25 protein-coding genes are annotated in these 22,817 nt (G+C 69.5%); 21 read left to right on the plus strand and 4 right to left on the minus strand.

Going from position 1 to position 22,817, the window contains the following annotated elements:
• The first annotated feature begins 88 nt into the window (after nucleotides 1-88).
• The 3 genes from dacB to tilS are packed head-to-tail and all read left to right on the plus strand — an operon-like array spanning nucleotide 89 to nucleotide 3,467.
• Nucleotides 89-1,450 carry a D-alanyl-D-alanine carboxypeptidase/D-alanyl-D-alanine endopeptidase gene (dacB, locus tag IEV93_RS08105; protein ID WP_229704966.1) on the plus strand — a complete coding sequence of 454 codons (1,362 nt, stop codon included), beginning with the start codon at nucleotides 89-91 and terminating at the stop codon, nucleotides 1,448-1,450.
• Nucleotides 1,447-2,493, plus strand: coding sequence for an Rv3626c family coenzyme F420 biosynthesis-associated protein (locus tag IEV93_RS08110; RefSeq protein WP_188488596.1), 1,047 nt, complete (start codon nucleotides 1,447-1,449; stop codon nucleotides 2,491-2,493). Before dacB ends, IEV93_RS08110 begins: the two co-directional genes overlap by 4 nt.
• A gap of 2 nt (nucleotides 2,494-2,495) precedes the next feature.
• Complete coding sequence (tilS, locus tag IEV93_RS08115) at nucleotides 2,496-3,467, plus strand: tRNA lysidine(34) synthetase TilS (RefSeq protein ID WP_229704967.1); 972 nt, start codon at nucleotides 2,496-2,498, stop codon at nucleotides 3,465-3,467.
• A 104-nt stretch (nucleotides 3,468-3,571) separates the two neighbouring features.
• On the opposite strand, the gene IEV93_RS08120 is transcribed toward tilS, so the two are convergent.
• Nucleotides 3,572-4,039, minus strand: coding sequence for a hypothetical protein (locus tag IEV93_RS08120; protein WP_188488600.1), 468 nt, complete (start codon nucleotides 4,037-4,039; stop codon nucleotides 3,572-3,574).
• Nucleotides 4,040-4,454: 415 nt separating this feature from the next.
• On the opposite strand from IEV93_RS08120, the gene hpt reads away from it, so the two are divergent.
• Genes hpt through IEV93_RS08140 form a run of 4 tightly spaced genes read left to right on the plus strand, consistent with a single transcriptional unit; the run spans nucleotide 4,455 to nucleotide 7,477 of the window.
• On the plus strand, nucleotides 4,455-5,036 hold the full coding sequence (gene hpt / locus IEV93_RS08125; RefSeq protein ID WP_188488602.1) for a hypoxanthine phosphoribosyltransferase: 582 nt from the start codon (nucleotides 4,455-4,457) through the stop codon (nucleotides 5,034-5,036).
• On the plus strand, nucleotides 5,033-6,409 hold the full coding sequence (locus tag IEV93_RS08130; RefSeq protein ID WP_188488604.1) for an amidase: 1,377 nt from the start codon (nucleotides 5,033-5,035) through the stop codon (nucleotides 6,407-6,409). Before hpt ends, IEV93_RS08130 begins: the two co-directional genes overlap by 4 nt.
• Nucleotides 6,406-7,056, plus strand: coding sequence for a 5,6-dimethylbenzimidazole synthase (gene bluB / locus IEV93_RS08135; RefSeq protein ID WP_188488606.1), 651 nt, complete (start codon nucleotides 6,406-6,408; stop codon nucleotides 7,054-7,056). The genes IEV93_RS08130 and bluB overlap by 4 nt, the downstream gene beginning before the upstream one ends.
• Nucleotides 7,057-7,087: 31 nt before the next feature.
• Nucleotides 7,088-7,477, plus strand: coding sequence for a VOC family protein (locus tag IEV93_RS08140; RefSeq protein ID WP_188488608.1), 390 nt, complete (start codon nucleotides 7,088-7,090; stop codon nucleotides 7,475-7,477).
• A 17-nt stretch (nucleotides 7,478-7,494) separates the two neighbouring features.
• Here the strand turns inward: IEV93_RS08140 and IEV93_RS08145 are convergent, their stop codons facing one another.
• Genes IEV93_RS08145 through IEV93_RS08155 form a run of 3 tightly spaced genes read right to left on the minus strand, consistent with a single transcriptional unit; the run spans nucleotide 7,495 to nucleotide 9,943 of the window.
• Entirely contained in the window at nucleotides 7,495-8,310 is an 816-nt protein-coding gene (locus IEV93_RS08145) for an MBL fold metallo-hydrolase (protein WP_188488610.1), read from the minus strand.
• Between the two features lie 57 nt (nucleotides 8,311-8,367).
• A complete protein-coding gene (locus IEV93_RS08150) occupies nucleotides 8,368-9,432 on the minus strand; it encodes a GGDEF domain-containing protein (protein WP_188488612.1) in 1,065 nt (354 codons plus the stop codon).
• 34 nt (nucleotides 9,433-9,466) lie between these two features.
• Nucleotides 9,467-9,943 carry a PPOX class F420-dependent oxidoreductase gene (locus IEV93_RS08155; RefSeq protein WP_188488614.1) on the minus strand — a complete coding sequence of 159 codons (477 nt, stop codon included), beginning with the start codon at nucleotides 9,941-9,943 and terminating at the stop codon, nucleotides 9,467-9,469.
• Nucleotides 9,944-10,106: 163 nt separating this feature from the next.
• On the opposite strand from IEV93_RS08155, the gene ftsH reads away from it, so the two are divergent.
• The 14 genes from ftsH (at nucleotide 10,107) to IEV93_RS08225 (ending at nucleotide 22,782) form a co-directional block, all read left to right on the plus strand.
• Nucleotides 10,107-12,560 (plus strand): ATP-dependent zinc metalloprotease FtsH, encoded by a 2,454-nt coding sequence (ftsH, locus tag IEV93_RS08160; protein WP_188488616.1) that lies wholly within the window; start codon nucleotides 10,107-10,109, stop codon nucleotides 12,558-12,560.
• An 83-nt stretch (nucleotides 12,561-12,643) separates the two neighbouring features.
• Nucleotides 12,644-13,240 (plus strand): GTP cyclohydrolase I FolE, encoded by a 597-nt coding sequence (gene folE / locus IEV93_RS08165; RefSeq protein ID WP_188488618.1) that lies wholly within the window; start codon nucleotides 12,644-12,646, stop codon nucleotides 13,238-13,240.
• Nucleotides 13,241-13,293: 53 nt separating this feature from the next.
• Nucleotides 13,294-14,184 carry a dihydropteroate synthase gene (folP, locus tag IEV93_RS08170; RefSeq protein ID WP_371873800.1) on the plus strand — a complete coding sequence of 297 codons (891 nt, stop codon included), beginning with the start codon at nucleotides 13,294-13,296 and terminating at the stop codon, nucleotides 14,182-14,184.
• A gap of 50 nt (nucleotides 14,185-14,234) precedes the next feature.
• Nucleotides 14,235-14,597: a dihydroneopterin aldolase gene (folB, locus tag IEV93_RS08175; protein WP_188488620.1), complete on the plus strand. Its 363-nt coding sequence runs from the start codon at nucleotides 14,235-14,237 to the stop codon at nucleotides 14,595-14,597.
• Nucleotides 14,598-14,606: 9 nt separating this feature from the next.
• On the plus strand, nucleotides 14,607-15,170 hold the full coding sequence (folK, locus tag IEV93_RS08180; RefSeq protein ID WP_188488622.1) for a 2-amino-4-hydroxy-6-hydroxymethyldihydropteridine diphosphokinase: 564 nt from the start codon (nucleotides 14,607-14,609) through the stop codon (nucleotides 15,168-15,170).
• Entirely contained in the window at nucleotides 15,167-15,691 is a 525-nt protein-coding gene (locus tag IEV93_RS08185; RefSeq protein WP_229704968.1) for a DUF3180 domain-containing protein, read from the plus strand. The genes folK and IEV93_RS08185 overlap by 4 nt, the downstream gene beginning before the upstream one ends.
• 95 nt (nucleotides 15,692-15,786) lie before the next feature.
• Nucleotides 15,787-16,941, plus strand: coding sequence for a DUF6779 domain-containing protein (locus IEV93_RS08190; protein ID WP_188488624.1), 1,155 nt, complete (start codon nucleotides 15,787-15,789; stop codon nucleotides 16,939-16,941).
• Between the two features lie 112 nt (nucleotides 16,942-17,053).
• Nucleotides 17,054-17,974 carry a Rossmann-like and DUF2520 domain-containing protein gene (locus IEV93_RS08195; RefSeq protein WP_188488626.1) on the plus strand — a complete coding sequence of 307 codons (921 nt, stop codon included), beginning with the start codon at nucleotides 17,054-17,056 and terminating at the stop codon, nucleotides 17,972-17,974.
• 8 nt (nucleotides 17,975-17,982) lie between these two features.
• Nucleotides 17,983-18,873: a pantoate--beta-alanine ligase gene (panC, locus tag IEV93_RS08200; protein WP_188488628.1), complete on the plus strand. Its 891-nt coding sequence runs from the start codon at nucleotides 17,983-17,985 to the stop codon at nucleotides 18,871-18,873.
• 7 nt (nucleotides 18,874-18,880) lie between these two features.
• On the plus strand, nucleotides 18,881-19,306 hold the full coding sequence (gene panD, locus IEV93_RS08205) for an aspartate 1-decarboxylase (RefSeq protein ID WP_188488630.1): 426 nt from the start codon (nucleotides 18,881-18,883) through the stop codon (nucleotides 19,304-19,306).
• A 1-nt stretch (nucleotide 19,307) separates the two neighbouring features.
• Entirely contained in the window at nucleotides 19,308-20,114 is an 807-nt protein-coding gene (locus tag IEV93_RS08210; RefSeq protein WP_188488632.1) for a type III pantothenate kinase, read from the plus strand.
• 121 nt (nucleotides 20,115-20,235) lie between these two features.
• Complete coding sequence (locus IEV93_RS08215) at nucleotides 20,236-20,745, plus strand: rhodanese-like domain-containing protein (RefSeq protein WP_229704969.1); 510 nt, start codon at nucleotides 20,236-20,238, stop codon at nucleotides 20,743-20,745.
• Nucleotides 20,746-20,766: 21 nt separating this feature from the next.
• The gene (lysS, locus tag IEV93_RS08220) at nucleotides 20,767-22,293 is read left to right on the plus strand and encodes a lysine--tRNA ligase (protein ID WP_188488634.1); all 1,527 of its coding nucleotides are present in this window, start codon (nucleotides 20,767-20,769) and stop codon (nucleotides 22,291-22,293) included.
• 156 nt (nucleotides 22,294-22,449) lie between these two features.
• A complete protein-coding gene (locus IEV93_RS08225) occupies nucleotides 22,450-22,782 on the plus strand; it encodes a histone-like nucleoid-structuring protein Lsr2 (protein ID WP_188490456.1) in 333 nt (110 codons plus the stop codon).
• Nucleotides 22,783-22,817: the final 35 nt, after the last annotated feature.

Genomic DNA, 22,817 nt, shown 5'->3' on the forward strand with positions numbered 1-22,817 from the left:
TGACGGTGCGCCGACCGCGGGCGGTGCGATACGAGACGACGAGTGAAGTTCGAAGGGGAGCCGCGTGAACGCACGACGGGTCAGGCGCGTGAGCGTGTGGTGGACCGTTGTCCCCGTGCTGGCGATCGTGGTGGTCGCCGCCGTCCTCGTCGTCGTGGCCCTGGCCGTCGACACCGGCGGTTCCTCGACCGCGTCGAACGCCCCGGTCCGGCCCCCGCTGGTCTCGGCCGATCCGGCGGTTCGAGCGGTCGCCGCGGACGCCCCCGAGCCCACGGCGGCCGGGATCAGCGCGCAGATCGCCGCCGCGGTGCGCAACCCGGCGCTCGGTGAGCTGACCGGCGAGATCTCCGACGCGATCACCGGGCAGACCCTCTGGTCGCGATCACCCGATCGCGCGATGGTCCCGGCCTCGACCACCAAGGTCCTCACCGGCGCCGCCGCCCTGCTCACGCTGCCGCTGGACAAGCGGATCACGACCACCGTCGTCGCAGGACAGAGTGGTCAGGTCGTACTCGTCGGCGCGGGCGACCCGACCCTCTCGTCGCAACCGTCGGGCACCGACACCTTCTTCACCGACGCCGCGCGCATCTCCGACCTCGCCGAGCAGATCAAACGCACCGGCACCGCCGTCACGTCGGTGGCCGTGGACACGTCGCTCTACACCGGACCGTCGCTCGCGCCGAGCTGGGAGGTGGCCGACATCGCCGGCGGCAGCATCGCCCCCATCCAGTCGGTGATGACCGACTCGGGTCGCATCAACCCCTCCGAGCTGTACTCGCCGCGCACCCCGACCCCGGCGATGGCCGCGGCGACCGCACTCGCCGTCGATCTCGGGGTGCCCGCCGACACGGTCACCACCGCCACGGCCACCCCCAACGCCCGCGTGCTCGCCTCCGTCCGGTCGGCGCCGTTGGAGACGCGCCTGCGCGACATGCTCGGCGACAGCGACGACGTCCTGGCCGAGACGATGGCCATCGAGGTCGCGCAGGCGACCGGTGGACAGTCCAGCCTCGACGGTGGCGTCGCCGCGGTCACCTCGGTGCTGGCGTCGGCCGGCGCGAGTATGAACGGCGTCGCGCTCAAGGACACCAACGGACTCTCGGTCGACGACCGCATCCCGGCGTCGACCCTCGACGGCGTCCTGCGCGCCGCGGCGGGCGCGGGTGACGCCAAGCTGCGACCGCTGCTGGAGATGCTGCCCATCTCCGGGGCGACGGGCACCCTGGCCGACCGGTTCGCCACCGCGGGTTCGGGCGGGGTGTCGGGCGCCGGATGGATCCGCGCCAAGACCGGAACCCTCACCGGCGTCAACACTCTCGCCGGGATCGTGCAGACGAAGGAGAACCGTGTGCTCACGTTCGCGATGATGTCGAACGGCACCGACCCGAACGCCGCCCGCCCCGCGCTCGACGCGCTGGTGACGGCGTTGCGCGGCTGCGGGTGCCGATGAGCGCCGACGATCCGACACCTCCGGGCGCCCGCATCGACTGGTCGCTCGCGGCCTCGGTGGGCCGACGGGTCGCCCGACCGGGCCCGCTCACCACGACCTACACCCTCGACGCCGCGCGGGCCGAGCTCGCGGCCTCGGCCGCGGCGGCCGAGGCCCCCGTCCGCGCCGTCACCGGTCTCGCCGACGGGCTGCCCGTCCCCGCGGCCAAAGTCCTCGAGCGCGGCGAGTGGATCGGCGCTGCGGCGCAGTCGATGTCGGCCATGCTCGGCGGCGGTGACCCCACAGTCAAGCCCGGGATCGCCGGCCGGATCAGCGGGGTACAGGCCGGCGGGCTGCTCGCGTTCATGTCCGGCGCGATCCTCGGTCAGTACGACCCGTTCACCACCGATCCGGACACCGGCTCCGACGGGGTGCTGATGTTGGTGACGCCCAACATCATCGCGGTCGAGCGGTCGCTGAAGGTGGTGCCGTCGGATTTCCGGCTCTGGGTCTGCCTGCACGAGGTCACCCACCGCGTCCAGTTCTCCGCCAACCCGTGGCTGCGTGGCTACATGCTCGACAACATCGCGCAGCTCAGCGAGGACACCGGGGAGTCGAGTGCAGAACTGGTCAACCGCATCTCGTCGGCGCTGCGATCGGGAAAGCCCCGCGAGAAGGGCGTGATGGGTGCGATGCAACTGCTGCAGACGCCCGAGCAGTACGACGCGTTCTCGCGCCTGATGATGCTGGGCACCCTGCTCGAGGGCCACGCCGACCACGTGATGGACGCGGTCGGGCCCGAGCAGGTCCCGACCGTCCAGACCATCCGGGCCGCCTTCGACGCCCGCCGCACCCGCCCACAGAACCCGGTTCAGCGCATCATCCGGTCGCTGATCGGGATGGATGCCAAACTCGCCCAGTACATCCGGGGCAAGGCGTTCACCGACGAGGTCGTCGCCACCGTGGGCATGACGCGTTTCAACGCGATCTGGTCCGGGCCCGACACGATGCCGCGGCCCGAGGAGATCGACGAGCCGCGTCGATGGATCGACCGCGTCCTGTAGGCATGGCCGACCCGGGACGCGCCGGCGACCGAACCGCCGAGATCGCCCGCGCCGTGGGCACATTCGCCGATCTCCATCTCGACGGCCCGGAGGTCTGTGTCGGTCTGTCCGGCGGCGCCGACTCACTCGCCCTCACCGCGGGTGCGGTCCACGCCGGGTTGTCGGTGACCGCGATCGTCGTCGATCACGGGCTGCAGCACGGTTCCGATGAGGTGGCCCGGATTGCGGCGGCCCACGCCATCGCGGTCGGCGCGTCCGCGGCGGTGGTGCGCGTCGACGTCGGCGCCGGTGGCGGACCCGAGGGAGCCGCGCGGCGGGCGCGCTACGACGCCCTGGACTCCGCACGCCGCGGCCGACCGGTTCTGCTCGCCCACACCCTCGACGACCAGGCCGAGACCGTGTTGCTCGGCCTGGCCCGCGGCTCGGGCCCGCGCTCGATCGCCGGCATGGTCGCGTGGGCGGAGCCCTGGGGACGACCGCTGCTCGACCTGCGGCGGTCGACGACGGTCGCCGCCTGTGCCGAACTCGGTGTATCGCCCTACGTCGACCCGCACAACAGCGACCCTCGGTTCACCCGCTCCCGGTTGCGCACGGAGGTGCTGCCGCTGCTCGAGGACATCCTGCAGGGCGGGGTCGCGGCGGCCCTGGCGCGCACCGCGACGCAGCTGCGCGCGGACTCCGATGCCCTGGACGGTCTCGCGGACCAGGCCTGCGCCGCGGCAGGCCGTGGCGCAGGGCTGTCGGTGGGCGCGCTCGCCGACACCCCGCCGGCGATCCGACGGCGAGTGCTGCGGCAGTGGGTGATCAAGAACGGGGCCACCGAGCCGACCGAACCCCTGATCCGCGCCCTCGACGCGCTGGCGGTCACGCCGGGCTCGCGCGCCCGCGTCGCGATCGGGGGTGATGATGGCCATCGATCGGTCGTGGTTCGTGACGGCGGCCACCTCGCAGTGGTGTCCGACCCGCGCGGTTGAGGCGACGCCGACGACCCGATAACTGCACCGACAACGGCGACCCGACAACGACAAACGGCGCCGACCCCGGGAGGGTCGACGCCGTTCGTGTGGTCGGGTGGTGGCTACCGGGCCGGAGCCACCGGGATGGTGATCGACCTCGGAGGTGTGAACGGCGAGTTGATCGTCCTGAAGTACTGATCGACCGCGCCGGCCAGCGTCGGGCCGCCCGCGGCGATGGTGCCCACGACGCCGCCGAAGCCGGCGCCGGTGACGACGCCCGGGACGCACCCGACCGCAGGGATGATGATGCCGCCGATGATGCAACCGGCCACAGCTCCGATCCCGGTGCCGGCGAGCGCACCGATGGACACGGCCGTACCCACGTTCGCGCCCAACGTGTTGAGCGCCTGCTGGTCGCGCTCTGCGCGGGTCAGCGGCTGGTCGACCAGGACCCGTCCGGGCGCCTGAGCGGCGGCAGAGGGCTTGGTGGGGGTGGCCGGGGCGGCCGAGGCCTCGCCGGCGGCCGCGACGATTCCTGCGGTGCAGGCGATCGTGGCCACCGCAGAGACGAATGCTTTGCGTAGGTTCATTCGGATATTCCATTCACTTCGTAGAGCTATCCGGAATCAGCGCACCCCCCGTGACGGTCATCTGATCGATCGACAATTGTTTCTGTCGATCGGCAACGACTCCCCGTCGTTGCCGTGATTAACCGTCTCGTGCATTCGTCCGGGTAGTAGGGGCAAAGTGATATTAGCGTTATGAAATCGGGGTTTGGTGGCGATCTCTACAAATTCTCGTGATTGTTTTGTGATGTATTCGTCATCTGCAGGTTGCGGCGGATGCGGCCGGCAAAGCGCCCAGCTGCACACGTCATCGACGCCCCGTCCTACGGCGGCGGTGGCCTCGGCCGAACGCCCGCTCTTCGCGCACGCGGCGTCGCATGGCAAGCTGCTAACACACCGGCGGGCGCGAGGCTTGTCCATTCGCGAAAGGGCTTCACGGGTGACCGAGAACGGTGATCTACTCCCAGCGCATCCCTACGGCGACGACATCGAGGCGGTTGTCGTCACCGAGGCGCAGATCAAGCAGCGCACACACGAACTGGCCCAGACGGTCGGCGCGCGGTACGCGGGCATCGACGAGGACCTGATCCTCATCGGCGTGCTCAAGGGTGCGGTCATGTTCATGACCGATTTCGCCCGTGCGCTGCCGATTCCCACCCAGCTCGAGTTCATGGCGGTCAGCTCCTACGGGTCGGCGACCTCGTCGTCCGGTGTCGTCCGGATCCTGAAGGATCTCGACCGCGACATCGCCGGCCGCGACGTGTTGATCGTCGAGGACATCATCGATTCCGGGTTGACCCTGTCGTGGTTGATGAAGAACCTCAGCTCGCGTCAGCCGAAATCCATCGCGGTCTGCACCTTGCTGCGCAAGCCCGATGCCGTGCGCACGCAGGTCGAGGTCGCCGACATCGGATTCGACATCCCCAACGAATTCGTCGTCGGATACGGACTCGACTATGCCGAGCGGTATCGCGACCTGCCGTACATCGGCCGTCTGGACCCGCAGGTGTACACCGGATGAGCACCGCGATCGAGCTCGCCGCCGATGTCGCGGCGGGACGCATCACCCCGCAACAGACGGTCGACGACGCCATCGATCGGATTATCGAACGCGATCGCGGTATCGGCGCGTTCGTGACCGTCCGTGCGCGGCACGCCCGCGCCGAGGCCGCCGAACTCGCGACCCGCACCGACCTCGCGACCCTGCCGCTGGCCGGCGTCCCGATCGCCATCAAGGACAACGTCGCGGTCAGTGGCGAGCCCATGCGGATCGGATCGCTCGCCACCCCTGACGCGCCGCAACCCACCGACCACGTTCTTGTCGCCCGACTGCGCGCGGCCGGCGCGATCGTCGTCGGCATCACCGCGGTTCCCGAGCTCTGCCTGTTCGGTGCGACCGACTCCCCGGACACCGTCACCCGCAATCCGTGGAACCGCGACCTCACCCCCGGCGGATCGTCGGGTGGCTCGGCCGCCGCTGTCGCCAGCGGACAGGTCCCGATCGCCCACGGCAACGACGGACTCGGTTCCATCCGGATCCCCGCCGCAGACTGCGGTCTGTTCGGCATCAAGCCCGGACCCGGCCTCGTGCCCCCGCAGCCCGGCGGCAACGGTTGGTACGGGATGGCCGAGAACGGCCCGCTGGCCACCACCGTCGCCGACGCCGCGCTGATGCTCGCCGTCATGGCCGACGACATGTCCCTCGCCGAGGCGGGCGCGGGCACCGACCAGACGCCGGTACGCATCGCACTCGCCGACAATTTCCCGCTCGCGATCGGTTCCACCGACCGGCACTGGGCCGCGGCGTTGTCGCAAGCCGGCCAGGTGCTGACCGGGATCGGTCACCAGGTGACCACCAGTCCGCTGCCGTACCCGACGAACCCGGCGCCGTTGCTGTTGCGATGGGTCGGCGGAGCCGCCGCCGACGTCGACGACATCGCCGCCCACGGTGGCGACATCTCGCGGCTGCAGAAGCGCAGTCGCCGACACGTCGCGATCGGACGCCAGGTCAACCGGCGCGGACTCGTGCGGGACTCCCAGAAGACGGCGCTGATCGCCTCGGTCGAGCGCTACCTCGAGTCGGTCGGTGCCGAGCTGATCATGACGCCGACGCTCGCCCGCCCGCCGATCCGCGCCGCACGGTGGAGCGAGCGCAGCTGGGCCGCGAACATGCTGGCCAACGTCTCCTACGCCCCGTTCGCGGGGTTGTTCAACGTCCTCGGGTGGCCGGCGATGTCGGTGCCGTTCGGGGTGCACCCGATCTCGGGCACCCCGATGGCCGTGCACCTCGTGGGCCGTCCGGGCAGCGAGGCCGTGCTCCTCGGTGTCGCGGCCCAACTCGAGAGTGCCCACCCGTGGCCGCGTGTGGCCCCGGGTTTCGACACGCAGGCGTGAGCACCGCGGCCTTCCCGCCCGCCGACCGCGATGCGGTCTACCGGGCGATCGCCGAGCGTCGCGACATGCGCCACTTCGCGGGCGGTCGCGTCCCCGACGACGTCCTGGCCCGTCTCCTCGGCGCCGCGCACCACGCGCCGAGCGTTGGCCTCATGCAGCCGTGGCGGTTCCTGCGCATCGTCGACCCGGCCGTGCGCAGCAGCATCCACGACCTCGTCGACACCGAGCGCCGGGCCACCGCCGGGGCCCTCGGCGAACGCGCTGACGAGTTCATGACCCTCAAGGTCGAGGGCATCCTCGAATGCGCCGAGCTGCTCGTCGTCGCCCTCGGCGACCATCGCGAGCGACACGTCTTCGGACGCCGCACAATGCCGCGGATGGATCTTGCCTCGGTGTCGTGTGCGATCCAGAACCTGTGGCTGGCCGCGCGCGCCGAGGGCTACGGGATGGGGTGGGTGTCGCTGTTCGATCCCGTCGCGCTCGCCGACCTCCTCGGCATCCCCGACGGCGCCGAACCGGTGGCCGTGCTGTGCCTGGGTCCGGTGCCCGAGTTCTACACCCAGCCGATGCTGGTCGAGACCGGTTGGGCGCAGGAGCGTCCGCTGTCGGAACTCATCTGCACCGACCGGTGGGACGATTTGCGCTGACGATGTCCGATTCGCCTGGCATCATCGCGACATGATCGATCATTTCGGTGTCCAGTCGGCCGACGTCGAGGCCTCTGCGTCCTGGTACCTGCGGGTGTTCGCCCCGCTCGGGTTCAGCGAGGCCGTGCGGATCCCGACCCCCGACGGACCGGTCATCGGATTCGCCACCGACGGACCGCCCGCGTTCTGGTTGGCCCCGTTGGCCCCACCCGCCGACCCGGCGGTCGGCGCGCGAGAGAACCACTTCGCGTTCGTCGCGGCGGACCGGTCGGTGGTCGACGAGGTACATGCCGCCGCCGAGGCGGCCGGTGCCGAGGTGCTGCACGCTCCACGGGAATGGCCCGAGTACCACCCCGGCTACTACGCGGTGTTCCTCCGAGATCCGAACGGACACAACGTCGAGGCCGTCTGCCACGGGTGACCACCCGGCGCCGCGGACTATCCGGTGGCGCCGACGGTCTCGAGCGCCGCGACATAACGGCGCGCCGAACGTGCCACGACCGCGGACGCGTCGGTCACGGGTTCGCCCCAGAATGCGGAATGCAATGTCTCGAAGCTGATCTCGGTTAGTGCGTCGGCGATCCGCCGCACCTCGTGGGCCGGGAGCGGGATCATGTTCGGGTAGCTCCACATGAACGACACCCACCGTCGGTCGGGTGTGGCAAGCGGCAGATCGCCGCTGAGCAGGGTGCCCCGTCCGTCGCTGCCGTTCTCCTGCACCAGGACCGACGAGCCCGGGAAGTGACCGCCCAGGCGAAGCAGACTCACGCCGTGGCCGAGGTCTAGTCGATCACCCTCCCACAGCCGGATGGCCGGGTCCGGGCGCATGATCCACTCGGCGTCGGCGCTCGACAGGTGGATCGGGCAGTCGAAACGATGTGCCCACTCCACCATCGTCGAGTAGTAGTGCGGGTGCGAGATCGCGATCCCGCCCACACCGCCACGCCGTTCGATCTCGACCGCGGTCTGTTCGTCGAGCAGCGCCACGCAGTCCCACAGCAGGTTGGTCTCGCCCCACGGGACCAGCAGCGCGCGCTGTCCGATGCCGACGCGGCCCCGCGGTCCGATTCCGATCAGTTCGCCCTGCGGTGCGATGTCGTTGGAGTGCTCGCGTCGCAGTTCGTCGAGGGTAGTCCACCGCTGACCGGTGTCGGGGACGTACTGACGGGGGTCCGAGCACACCGGGCACGACTCCGGCGGGCGGTCACGATCGTCGAACTGGACCGCGCAGGTGGTGCAGATGAAGAAGGTCATCTCAGAATCCTCGGGTGGGTCGTCGCCGGTGCATGCGTGCGTCCATCCTGTGATCGCTCAGGCCAGTTCGGTGCGGTTGCGGCCCAACGACTTCGCGCGATACATCGCCTCGTCGGCGGCGGCCAGAGCCGCGGCGAACGCCGCCGCCGGGTCCGATTGGTCGGCACACGGTGCGCACGCACCGGCACTCGCGGTGATCACGACGGTGTCGCGTTCGTGGGTCAGGCTCGTCCGCAGCCGCTCGGCGTAACCGAACAGATCCGGCGACGCCTGCTCGGCGAGTACGACGAACTCCTCGCCGCCGAACCGCGAGACCACCGCACCCGCTCCGGCGGCGACGGTCAGCCGGATGGCGACCAGTCGGAGGACATCGTCCCCCGCCGCGTGTCCGTGCGTGTCGTTGACCTGCTTGAAGTCGTCGATGTCGATGAGCACGAGGAACGGCGCCGCGTGCTCGACGCCTGCCCCGGTGGCGGCGTGCGACTCGATGCCGCGGCGGTTCAGCAGACCGGTGAGCGGGTCGGTGACCGCGTCGGAGAAATGGAGGCGGCTCGAGGCGAGGATGGCCGCGGAGAACGCCGAGAGCAGGAACACCGCACCGTTCATGACCAGGATGACCACCACTGCCTGCACGACGAGCGCCACCGGGTCGTCGACCCCCTCGACGAGGGCGCGCACCGCCAGACCGAGGACGGTCGCGGTGCTCCACACGACGTGGAACCGCAGGATGACCGGGTTCGAGAAGTGGGCGGCGCATGCACCGACGAGGGCCAGGAGTCCGGCCCCGACGATCGCCACCGACGAGTCGGCGAAGGTGAGCAGCACAGTGGTGACGCCGACCTCGGCGTAGACGATGAAGCCGTTGTTCACCCGTGAGGTGCGCGTCCACCACTCGCCGATGAACCGGGACCGGCTGATCACGACGGCCGCGGGGACCGTGGTCGCGCACACCGCGTAGACGATCGCCGTGCCCACGGCTCCCTGTGGTCCCGCCGCGCTGAACGTCGACAGGATCCCGATCACACCGAACGCGATGGTCTGCAGCGCGATCCCGAGACGCAGGACCCGTTCGGCCGAGGCGCTACCGGGGATGGGCTGGCGAGAGAACCTGTGATCGCTCACCGGACGGCCCTCCTAGTCGCGTCCGCCAGGGAGGTCAGCCGTCGAGTTTCGCCGCGACGTCGGCCGGGAACCCACCGGTGGCCACGGGCCCCCACCGTGTGGGCGTGACCCGGATCAGCGACTTGTCCTGCGTGGCCATCGCCTCGCGGTACTCGTCCCAGTCGGGGTGTTCGCCGGAGATCGACCGGAAGTAGTCCACGAGTGCGTCGAGGGCCTCGGGCTGATGCAGCACCTCGGCGGTGCCGTCGACCTGCACCCACGCGTCGTTGAACGCGTCGGAGAGCACCAGCACCGACACCACCGGTCGGGCCTGCGCGTTGCGGGTCTTCGCGCGACCCGGGTACGTCGAGATCACGATCCGGCCGTCGGCGTCGACACCACCGGTGACCGGCGACATCTGTGGGCTGCCGTCGGACCGCGTCGTCACCAGGATGAGCTGGTGCCGGGGCCTGATGAACTCGAGCAGCCCGTCGCGGTCGACGGTGTTGTTCTTCGCGATTGTGCGTGCCATGGGGATCACGGTAAGCGATCGTTGATCTGAGCCGTCGGCACCCGTCTCGACCTGCACTTGTGCAGCTGGGGAACGCGACGCCACGCGCCGACGTTGACAGGTAGCCTGTTATGTCAGGTGTACCGACTTCGAAGGGACGCGCCGGCGCCGGCTGGGACGTGCAATGAATCGAAAGACTGTTTTCCGTAATCTGGCCATTGTTGCCGTGATCGTGCTCGCGATCTGGGGTTTCACCGTTCTGCGTGGCGGTGATCGCGAGTACAAGAGTGTCGACACCTCGGTCGCGCTGACCCAGCTGAACACCAAGAACGCCACCGAGGTGCAGATCGACGATCGCGAACAGGCGATCCGCATCACGCTGCGGGACGAGGTCGACGGCGCCAAGAAGATCACCGCCAAGTACCCGGCGCGGTCGAGTGAGTTCGTGTTCGACAGCGTCACGAAGTCGGGCGCGAAGTATCAGACCAACGTCACCCAGGAGTCGGTCCTGTGGCAGATGCTGATCTTCATCCTGCCGATGATCCTGCTGTTCGGGCTCTTCTTCTTCGTGATGAGCCGCATGCAGGGTGGTGGCAAGGGCGGCATCATGGGCTTCGGCAAGTCGAAGGCCAAGCAGCTCTCGAAGGACCACCCGAAGACCACGTTCGCCGACGTCGCCGGTTCGGACGAGGCGGTCGAGGAGCTGTACGAGATCAAGGACTTTCTGCAGAACCCTGCGCGCTACCAGGCTCTCGGCGCCAAGATCCCGCGCGGCGTGCTGCTCTACGGCCCTCCCGGAACCGGTAAGACACTGCTCGCGCGGGCCGTCGCCGGCGAGGCGGGCGTCCCGTTCTTCACGATCTCCGGTTCGGACTTCGTCGAGATGTTCGTCGGTGTCGGTGCGTCACGTGTGCGCGACCTGTTCGAGCAGGCCAAGGCCAACAGTCCCTGCATCATCTTCGTCGACGAGATCGACGCGGTCGGTCGCCAGCGCGGTGCCGGCCTCGGCGGCGGGCACGACGAGCGTGAGCAGACCCTCAACCAGCTGCTGGTCGAGATGGACGGCTTCGGCGAGCGTTCCGGTGTCATCCTGATCGCCGCGACCAACCGTCCCGACATCCTCGACCCGGCGCTGCTGCGTCCCGGTCGTTTCGATCGGCAGATCCCGGTGGGCAACCCCGACATCGCCGGCCGCAAGGCGATCCTCAAGGTGCACGCCGCAGGCAAGCCGATCGACGCCGACGCCGACCTCGACGGTCTCGCCAAGCGCACCCCCGGCATGTCCGGTGCCGACCTGGCCAACGTCATCAACGAGTCGGCTCTCCTGGCCGCTCGCGAGAACCGCACGACGATCACCGCCGAACTGCTCGAGGAGTCGGTCGACCGCGTCGTGGGCGGACCGCGCCGCAAGAGCCGCATCATCAGCGAGCAGGAGAAGAAGATCGTGGCCTACCACGAGGGTGGACACACCCTCGCCGCGTGGGCGATGCCCGATCTCGACCCGATCTACAAGGTCACGATCCTCGCCCGTGGCCGCACGGGCGGCCATGCCCTGGCCGTGCCGGAGCAGGACAAGGACCTGATGACGCGTTCGGAGATGATCGCGCGTCTGGTGATGGCCATGGGTGGCCGTGCCGCCGAGGAGCTCGTGTTCCACGAGCCGACCACGGGTGCGTCCTCCGACATCGACCAGGCGACCAAGATCGCCCGCGCGATGGTCACCGAGTACGGCATGAGCGCCAAGCTCGGCGCCGTGCACTACGGCCAGGAGCAGGGTGACCCGTTCCTGGGCCGTTCGATGGGCGCGCAGGCGTCGTACTCCACCGAGGTCGCGGCCGAGATCGACGACGAGGTCCGACGTCTCATCGAGGCGGCGCACACCGAGGCGTGGGCGATCCTCAACGAGTACCGCGACACCCTCGACGACCTCGCCACCCAGCTGCTCGAGCGCGAGACGCTGACCCGCAAGGACCTCGAGGTCATCTTCTCGGGCGTGGAGAAGCGTCCGCGCATCACCACCTTCGACGAGTTCGGTGACCGGACGCCCAGCGACAAGCCCCCGGTGAAGACCCCGGGCGAGTTGGCCATCGAGCGCGGCGAGCCGTGGCCCCCGGAACCGGCACCGCGTCTGGTGAAGGAGACCGTCGGTGCGGGATCGGCCCAGCCGAACCCGTACGGACCCGGCGGCTACAACGGCGGTGCGCCCGACGGCGGGCACAACGGGTACGGCCAGAACGGTCAGCCCAACGGATACGGCCCCAACGGCTACGGCCAGAACGGTTACGGCCCGAACGGGCAGGGGCACAACGGTTACGGCCAGAACGGTCAGGGCCAGAACGGCTACGGCCAGAACGGTTACGGCCCGGACAATCAGAACGGGTACGGCCCGAACGGCCACAACCAGCCCGGCCACGGCCAGGGATATCCCGGTTACCCGCAGGGCGGATCCGCTCCCGGATACCAGGCGCCCGGTTACGGCAACCCGGGTCATCAGCCGACGCCGCCGCCGGTGCCGCGTGATCAGAACCCCACCGGACCCAATGGCGGGACCCGTCCCGACTACGGCGCCCCCGATGGTTGGTCGGCGCCGGGCTGGCCCCCGCGTGACGGCAACGGGACGGGTCAGCCGCCGCGCTGAGAAGACCCAGCACGCACACGTCCCGGTACGCGCCGCGACGTTCACCCTCCACCTCCGGGCACTCACAGAAGAGCGAGCTCCTGATGACCAGAACCGAAAACCGTGGTGCTATCGCGCCCTTCGACCAGGAGCGGGCGGAGGCGGCGGTTCGCGAGCTGCTCGTCGCGATCGGTGAGGATCCCGACCGCGACGGTCTGAAGGAGACGCCGGCCCGGGTGGCGCGCGCCTATCAGGAGATGTTCGGCGGCCTGCACACCGAACCGGACGACGTGCTGGCCACGACGTTCGACGTCGGCCACGACGAGTTGGTGCTGGTCAAGGACATCCCCATGTACTCGACGTGCGAGCACCACCTGGTGTCGTTCCACGGGGTCGCCCACGTCGGGTACATCCCCGGCGCATCCGGGCAGGTCACGGGGTTGTCGAAACTGGCGCGCGTCGTCGACCTCTACGCCAAGCGCCCGCAGGTCCAGGAGCGACTCACCACGCAGATCGCCGACGCCCTGGTGCGCAAGCTCGATCCGCGCGGTGTCATCGTCGTCATCGAGGCCGAGCACCTGTGCATGGCGATGCGCGGCATCCGCAAGCCCGGTGCGTCGACCACGACATCGGCGGTCCGTGGCATCTTCAAGACCAGTGCCGTCAGCCGTGGTGAGGCGCTCGACCTCATCTCTCGGTAGCCCTGAGCGCCCTGCTGCGGGTTCCGGTGTCCATCGCGCATACGGTTGACGGCGTGAACGCAGCCGCACACCTGGTGAGCTCCGGTCGGACCCGCGTCCTCGGCGTGCTCAACGTGACGGCCGACTCGTTCTCCGACGGTGGCCGCTATCTCGACGCCGACGCAGCCATCGCCCACGGTCGTCGGCTCGCGGCCGACGGGGCCGACCTCATCGATGTCGGCGGCGAGTCCACCCGTCCCGGTTCGACCCGTGTGGATCCCGATCTCGAGGCCCGACGGGTCGTCCCGGTCATCGCCGCGCTCTCGGCCGAGGGGGTGTCGGTGTCGGTGGACACCATGCACGCCTCGGTGGCGCAGGCGGCGATCGAGGCCGGCGCCGTTGTCGTCAACGACGTCTCCGGTGGCCGTGCGGATCCCGCGATGGCCTCGGTGGTCGCCGATGCCGGTGTGCCCTGGATCCTGATGCACTGGCGGCCCGCAACCGACCCGGCCGACGGCGCGACCCACTTCGCCCACCGGGTCGACGATGTCGGCGGCTATCGCGACGTCGTCGCGGAGGTGAGCGGTGAGCTGCTCACCCAGGTCGATGCGGCCGTCCGTGCCGGTGTCGACCCGGCGGCGGTGATACTCGACCCCGGCCTGGGTTTCGCCAAGGCGGCAGAACACAACTGGGCCCTGCTCAACGCGTTGCCGACGCTGGTGGGCCTCGGGTTCCCGGTCCTCGTCGGGGCGTCGCGCAAGCGGTTCCTCGGCACCCTGCTCTCCGGTGGTGCGCAACCGCGACCACCGGCCGGGCGTGAGATCGCCACCGCGGCGATCAGCGCGCTGGCCGCGGTCAACGGGGCGTGGGGGGTGCGCGTACACGACGTGCCGTCGAGTCGCGACGCGATCGCCGTGGCGGCGGCATGGACCGACGGAGGACGAAGGGGATCGGTGGATGGCTGACCGGACAGAAGAGACCGAGCGGACCTGTGGTCGCCCACGGAAGCGAGCGGATGGCTGACCGAATAGAGTTGCGTGGGTTGACCGTTCGGGGTAACCACGGTGTCTTCGACCACGAGCGCCGCGACGGTCAGGACTTCATCGTCGACCTGATCCTGTGGCTGGATCTCCGGCCCGCCGCGGCCTCCGACGACCTCTCCGACACCGTCGACTACGGTGGTCTCGCACAACGCGCCGCGGACATCGTCGCGGGACCGGCGCGCGACCTCATCGAGACCGTCTGCGCCGAGATCGCCGACGGCATCATGGTCGACGAGCGGGTCGCGGCCTGCGAGGTGACGCTGCACAAGCCGTCCGCCCCCATCCCGTTGACGTTCTCCGACGTCGCCGTGGTGACGCGACGCTCGCGGCGATGAGTCGGACCGATGAGTAGAGCGGTCCTGTCCATCGGGTCCAACATGGGTGACCGTCTCGACCTGTTGTGGTCGGTACGTGAGCATTTCGCGGATCGACTCGTCGCGGCGTCCGCCGTCTATGCGACCCCGCCGTGGGGGCCGGTGCCCCAGGACGATTTCGACAACGCCGTCCTGATCGTCGACGACGACGCGTGCGGGCCGATGGACTGGCTGAACGAGGGATTCGAACTCGAGGCCGCCGCTGCCCGAACCCGCGAACAACGTTGGGGACCGCGCACTCTCGACGTGGACGTCGTGTCGGTGAGTGTCGACGGCCGCGTCGAGGTCAGCGACGACCCCGTGCTGACCCTGCCGCATCCCCGCGCGCACGAGCGGGCCTTCGTGCTCATCCCGTGGCTCGACGCCGACCCCGACGCGCAGCTGTGGACCCCGGCCGGACCCCGGTCGGTGCACGACCTCGTCGCCGGTCTCGACGAGTCCGACCGCGCCGGGGTGCGCCGACGGGATGTCCCGCAGTGGGATGGCCCGCATGGGGACGGATCACCGCAGAACACGAAAGCGAGCTCTCGATGATGGCCCGGCGCCGTACCCCGCGCACACCACGTGACCACGATCCGGACGAGGGCGGCCTGGGCCCGACCCGCGTCCGCGACCTGCTGGGGATCGCGGCGTTCACCGCCGTCGTCGTCTGGCTGCTCGTGCGCGTCAGTTATGGGGAGTTGCCGCCTCTGCCGCTGCTGGCCGGGATCGTGCTCTACGTGCTGGCGGCGCTCGAGGTGGTCATCGCGATCGTCGTGCGGCTGCGGGTGTCACGCTCGGAAGTCGGCACCAGCCGCGATCAACTGCATCCCCTCACCGCCGCCCGGGTTCTCGCGTTGGCGAAGGCGTCGGCGATCCTCGCCGCCATCGCGACCGGCGTGTGGATCGGCCTGCTCATCTACCTTCTGGCGCAGACCGATTCATCGGCGGCCGATCACGACACGCCCGCGGCGATCGTCGGGTTGGTGGGCGGTGTGCTCCTCGGAGTCGCAGCACTGGTGCTCGAGTTCTGCTGTCGCACACCCGACGATCCCGCCGACGAATCGGCCGCCTAGCTGCGTCGTCGCAGCAACGCCGCAGGTGGGGAGAATGCGTGACTCTCCGTACCGGCTCGCACGCCGCACCGACAAACGCAGGTATGTTGACCGACATGACGACCACCGGCCGCTCGGCTGATTCCCGCCGCGTTCGTCGGGGGCCCGCCCAATGGTTGCTCGGTCTGCTCCTCGCGCTCGCGATCGGCGCCAGCATCGCCATGATGTTCAGCAACTCCCGCAGTATCGCAGCGAGTCTCGCGGTCATCTCCGCGCTGTGGGCCGCGGTCATCGGCGCGATCCTGGTGACCAAGTTCCGCAGGCAGGCCGACTCGGCCGAGTCCAAGGCGCGCGACCTGCGACTGGTCTACGAGCTGCAGCTCGAACGTGAGATCACCGCCCGCCGCCAGTACGAGCTCGGTGTGGAGACGCAGGTCCGCCGCGAGGTGCACGCGGAGACGAACGAGGAGCTCGGCGAACTCAAGGCCCAGATCGAGGCGCTGCGTGCGAGCCTGGAACTCCTGGTCGGTGGGGACCTGCCCGAGCAGCGCGCCGCCCTGCGGTCCGAGCGTCGCCGGGAACTCGATCGCGCACGGTCGGAGCCCGACGAGTCGACGTACTCCGCGGCGGGCTCGTACTCCACGTCCGACCCCGCCTTCGACGACGGTGCCGTGGCCGAACGCGACTTCGCCAGCACCGCGCCCGACGTCGGCGCTGATCGGGTGCCGATCGCCGAGCCCAACACGCTGACCGAGGTCATCCCGGTGGTCACCGACGAGCAGGGTCAGGCCTCCGACGACGACGGCCTTCGTGGCGCGCCACGTCCGGCACCGTCGTCCCGTCACGGGGCCGCCGCGTCCGACCCCGGTCCCGCCGACGTCCCGGCGTTCGTCGACGAGACCCCGACCGACGAATGGGCGGTGGCACCCGCCGAGGTCGTCCCGGAGCCGGTCGCAGCCGATCCGGTCGCGCCCGAGCCGATCGTGGCCGACGTCGTCGCCGAGCCCTCGGCATCACCCGTGACGTCGCACGCGAGTCAGGGGGGCGGTCGGCACGGTCGCGGCGCGGCGCCGGCGCAGCCGCAGCCCGAGCCCACCCCGGTCCCCGAGCCCCCGGCCGATCCGACGCCCACCCCGCCGCCGAGCCGCAACGATCGTCATCGGGCCCCAGAACCCGAGCCCGGTGCACACCAGTCGGGCCGGTCGGCGTCGGAACTGATCGACCAGCTGCGATCGGGAACCGGCGGCGGTCGCCGCCGCCGCGAGGACTGAGCCAGTGAGCCGCGTCACAGCAATTGGCTGATGACGCCGACCGCGCCCTATCCTCGGCGCTGAACGTCCGGTACCCGAGTTCGGGCCTGGAACGAGCAGATGGAGGACATCGGTGACCTCATCGGGCATCGCCAACTGGCCCGCGCCCGCGCGGCTGACCGTCGGCATCGTCTCCGCGGGTCGCGTCGGGACGGCGTTGGGAGCGGCCCTCGAGTCCGCCGACCACGTCGTCGGTGCCGTCGTCGCCCGCTCGGACGCCGCGCGCGACCGCGTCGCCCGCCGACTCCCCGAATCGCAGATCCTGCCGGTACACGAGGTCGCGGCCCGCTCGGAACTGCTCATCATCAGCGTCCCCGACGATCAGCTCACCGCCGTCATCGCCGAGTTGGCCTCGTCCGGCGCGGTCCGCCCGGGCACCATCGTCGCGCACACCGCGGGCGCCCACGGGATCGGGATCCTGGCGCCCCTGACGGAACTGGGCGTCACCCCCCTCGCTCTGCACCCTGCGATGACCTTCGTCGACACCGACGACGACACCACCCGCCTGCGGTCGACCTGCTTCGGGGTCACCGCCGCCGACGAGATCGGCCACGCCGTCGGATCGACGCTGGTCCTCGAGATGGGGGGCGAGTCGGTCCGTGTTCGCGAGGAGGCCCGCACCCTCTACCACGCCGCCCTGGCCCACGGTGCGAACCACCTCGTCGCACTCATCTCGGATTCCCTTGCCGCACTACGGATCGCGCTGGCCGGCCCGGAGATACCGGGCCAGGACTTCATCGACGAGAACGCGGCGGGCCTGCCCGAGCGCCTGCTCGGACCGCTGGTGTCGGCGGCCCTGCAGAACACTCTCGAGCTGGGCCCCCGTGCGCTGACCGGACCGGTCGCGCGCGGCGACGCCGTCGCGGTGGCGGGCCATCTCGCCGCCCTGCGCGAGGCCGACCCCGATCTGGCCGAGGCCTACCGCACCATGTCCCTGCGTGCTGCGTCCTACACCCGAGCGCCCGCCGCTCTGATCGAAGTGCTCGAGAGGTGAGCGAGAACATGACCACACCCACCCGCCCGTACGTGCCGGGGTCGCTGACCGTGCACCGCGACCCGGCCCAGATCAGCCGGATCAGCAAGGCGCTGCGCGCCACCGGCAAGCGAGTCGTCCTGGTGCCCACCATGGGTGCGCTGCACGACGGCCACCGGGAGTTGGTCGCATCGGCCAAGTCCCAGGGGAACACCGTCGTCATCGTCTCGATCTTCGTCAACCCACTGCAGTTCGGCGCCGGAGAGGACCTCGACGCCTATCCGCGCACCTTCGACGCCGACCGCGCCCTGCTCGACGACCTCGGTGTGGAACTCGTGTTCGCGCCGACGGTCACCGACATGTACCCGAACGGCCCGCGCACCACGGTGCTGCCGGGTCCGCTCGGTGCCGAGCTCGAGGGCCAGTCGCGGCCCACGCATTTCGCCGGGATGCTGACCGTCGTCGCCAAGCTGCTGTCCATCGCAGCACCCCACGCCGCCTTCTTCGGCGAGAAGGACTACCAGCAGCTCGTGCTGGTGCGCCAGATGGTCACCGACCTCAACATGGGCATCGACATCGTCGGCGTCCCGACGGTGCGTGAATCCGACGGTCTCGCGATGTCGAGTCGCAACGCCTACCTCGGTCCCGAACACCGGGCGGCGGCGACCGCGCTGTCGGCGGCGCTCGTGGCGGGCGCCCACGCCGCGGCCGGTGGGGCGCAGGCCATCATCGACACCGCGTCGGCGGTCCTGGCGCACGCCCCCGAGATCGACGTCGACTACCTCGAGGTGCGCGGCACCGATCTGGGTCCCGCCCCGGAACACGGTGACGGACGGCTGCTCGTCGCCGCCCGCCTCGGGTCCACCCGCCTCATCGACAACGTCGGCGTCGCCGTCGGCACCGGCTTCTTATCAGAGTGAGGTAGACATGTTTCGCACCATGATGACGTCGAAGATCCACCGCGCGACCGTCACCCAGGCCGATCTGCACTACGTCGGTTCGGTGACCATCGACGCGGATCTGCTCGACGCCGCGGATCTGCTCGAGGGCGAGCAGGTGACGATCGTCGACATCGACAACGGCAACCGTCTCGAGACCTACGCCATCGCCGGCGAACGCGGCTCGGGTGTCATCGGGATCAACGGCGCCGCTGCCCATCTCGTGCACCCGGGGGATCTGGTCATCATCATCGCCTACGGCATCCTCAGCCCCGCCGAGATCGACGGGTACGCACCGCGCGTGGTGTTCGTCGACGAGCGCAACCGCATCGACGAGCTCGGTTCCGATCCCGCGCACGCGCCGGTCGGGTCGGGTCTGCTCGACCCGCGCGAGCCCGCATCGGCCCTGGGCTGACGTGCTCCTCGCACTCGACGTCGGCAACACGAACATCCATCTCGGGGTGTTCGCGGGCAAGGGCGAGAACGCGAGGCTGGTGCACGACTGGCGGATGCGGACCGAACCGAAGATGACGGCCGACGAGTTGGCGCTGTCGCTGCGGGGGCTGCTCGGTCCCGACGTGGAACGGGTGGTCTCGGTCGTCGGGTTGTCCACGGTCCCATCGCTTCTGCGCGAGATGCGGGTGATGGTGTCGAAGTACTTCGGGGCCGGCCCACACGTCCTGCTCGAGCCCGGTCTGCGGACCGGTGTGCCGTTGCTCGTCGACAACCCCAAGGAGGTCGGCACCGACCGCGTCGCCAACGCCCTGGCAGCCCATGCGACGTACGGGGGTGCCTGCATCATCGTCGATTTCGGGACCACGACACTCGTCGACGCGGTCTCGGCCGCCGGTGAGTTCCTCGGTGGCGCCATCGCCCCAGGTATCGACCTGGCCGTCGACGCCCTCGCCGTGCGCACGGTGACGCTGCGCCGGGTCGAACTCCTGCCGCCCCGCAGCGTGATCGGCAAGAACACCGTCGAGGCGCTCCAGTCGGGCATCCTCTACGGGTTCGCGGGGCAGGTCGACGGACTGGTGTCGCGGGTGCAGCGCGACATCCCCGGTTTCTCCGGGCCCGACGTCACCGTCGTGGCCACCGGCTATCTCGCCCCACTGGTCTTCGACGAGTGCCAGACGCTGACGGTGCATCACCCGTACCTGACGCTCGACGGACTGCGGCTGGTGTTCGAGCGGCAACTCGAGGGCCCGCGCACCAAGAAGCGTTGACACCGCGGCGCACAGATGTGGCACACTTGTCCGCGTGATGACGCAGAGCGCACTGGAGTGTTGTCGGGGCTGATACGCCTCGCCATCCTGTGCTGCTCGCCTCTCACATTCGAGGACTCTCATGTCTGCTGCTCTCCTGATCGATTCCCGTCCGCATTCGGCCGCCCGATCGGCTGCCCCCACCGCACCCTCGTATCGGCCCGCGACCCCGGTCACAGCGAGCGCCGTGCGCACGGTCTCGGTCACCGTCGACGACTACGTGGCTGCTGTTGCCGCAGGTCACCGCGTGGTCGACATCCGCTCGCAACGCCAGCGCGACGCCGACGGCATCATCTCCGGCGCCCTGGCCATCGACCCGTCGGTGCTGCTCGACCGGCTCGTCCCCGGCTCGTCGAACGCTCTGCGGGCGGCGGCGTCGGATGCCCGCTGGATCCTGGTGAGCTCGGACGGTCACGACGCCGAGTGGTCGGCGTGGCACCTGCAGGCCCGCGGTGTCGCGGGTACCCGCTTCCTGCTGGGTGGTCTCGACGCCCTGCGTGAGCGTGCCCGTCGCGACGCGGCGGCCGGTCGTGTGCGCCTGCCGCTGTCGGAGCAGGGGCACCGCGACCTGGCCATCATCGCTGCGCACTGAGGTGCCGATAGGGTCGTCCGGGTGAGTGACGCAACGGCAACGCCCGGACCCGACAGCCCCTCGGACGACCAGATCCCCGAACAGCAGCGCATCCGTTCGGAGAAGCGTGCGCGGTTGCTGGCCTCCGGTGTGCAGGCCTACCCGGTGTCCATCCCGCGCACCCACTCGCTGGCCGAGATCCGCCGTCTGTACCCGGATCTGGAGACCGACACGGCCACCGGTGACCACGTCGGTGTCGTGGGCCGGGTCATGTTCGTGCGCAACAAGGGCAAGCTGTGCTTCGGGACGCTGCAGGAGGGCGACGGAACGCAGCTGCAGGTGATGATCAGCTTCAACGGGGTGGGTGAGCAGGCCCTCGCCGCCTGGAAGTCCGATGTCGACCTCGGTGACTTCGTCTTCGTGCACGGCGAGGTCATCAGTTCGCGGACCGGCGAGCTCAGTGTGATGGCCGACGACTGGCAGATGGCGTCGAAGGCATTGCGGCCGTTGCCGGTTGCGCACAAGGAGCTGAGCGAGGAGTCCCGTGTCCGGCAGCGTTACGTGGATCTCATCGTGCGTCCCGCGGCGCGGACGACCGCGCGGACCCGTATCGCCGTAATCCACGAACTGCGCTCCGCGCTGCGCGATCGTTCCTTCCTGGAGGTGGAGACGCCGATGCTGCAGACCCAGCCCGGTGGTGCCGCCGCACGTCCGTTCGTGACCCATTCGAATGCGCTCGACATCGACCTCTATCTGCGGATCGCGCCGGAATTGTTCCTCAAGCGCTGTGTGGTCGGCGGAATGGAGCGTGTCTTCGAGATCAACCGCAATTTCCGTAACGAGGGTGTCGATTCCACCCATTCGCCGGAATTCGGGATGCTCGAGACCTATCAGGCCTACGGCACCTACGACGATTCCGCGGTGATGACCCGGGAACTGGTCCAGGAGGTGTCGCAGCGCGCCCTGGGGACGCTGCAACCGACGATGGCCGACGGCAGCACCTACGACCTGTCCGGTGAGTGGACGACGGTGTCGATGTACCCGTCGCTCTCGGAGGCGCTGGGGGAGGAGATCACCCCGCAGACGTCGGTCGACGACCTGCTGTCGATCGCCGGCCGGGTGGGCCTGGATGTGCCCTCGGGCAAGGGATACGGGCACGGCAAGCTGGTCGAGGAGTTGTGGGAGCACCAGGTGGGCGAGCACATCGACTCCCCGTTGTTCGTCCGCGACTTCCCGGTCGAGACGTCGCCGCTGACCCGTGACCACCGGTCGATCCCGGGCGTCGTCGAGAAGTGGGACCTCTACATCCGTGGATTCGAGTTGGCGACCGGTTATTCGGAATTGATCGACCCGGTCATCCAGCGTGAGCGATTCGCCGATCAGGCGCGCCTCGCGTCGGCCGGTGACGACGAGGCGATGGTTCTCGACGAGGAATTCCTGACCGCGATGGAGCACGGGATGCCGCCGACGACGGGCACCGGCATGGGTATCGACCGCCTGTTGATGGCGCTGACCGGATTGGGCATTCGGGAGACCATTCTGTTCCCGCTGGTGAAGCCGAACGAATGAACTCCCGGATCGTCACGGACTTTCATGGTCTATTCGTCGATTTACGGTTACAGTGGGGATTGATTGGGGGCTGGCGCTGGGGGTTTTCGATTTAACGGGGATGCCTGGGCTGTGGCTCCGATCACTTTCGGCAATGTTCAACGATATGGGGCAAACATGGCGAAGAAAGTGACGGTCACCCTTGTGGATGACGTCGACGACAGTAAATCCGCCGATGAAACCGTGGAGTTCGGCATCGATGGCGTGACCTACGAGATCGATCTCTCGACCAAGAATGCAGCTCGTCTGCGGTCGGAGATCGACACCTGGGTGGAGCACGCACGTCGTGTCGGCGGCCGTCGGCGCAGCAAGGGCGCAACGCCCTCCGCTGCGGTCGACCGTGGTCAGTCCGCGGCCATCCGGGATTGGGCACGGCGTAACGGCCACGGCGTCTCCGCGCGTGGACGTGTTTCGGGAGAGATCGTGGAGCTCTACAACGCCGCACACTGATACACGATGGGCCGGGTGAACACCCGGTCCACGTC

The sequence above is a fragment of the Williamsia phyllosphaerae genome (assembly GCF_014635305.1).
In the GTDB taxonomy this organism is placed as follows: Bacteria; Actinomycetota; Actinomycetes; order Mycobacteriales; family Mycobacteriaceae; genus Williamsia_A; species Williamsia_A phyllosphaerae.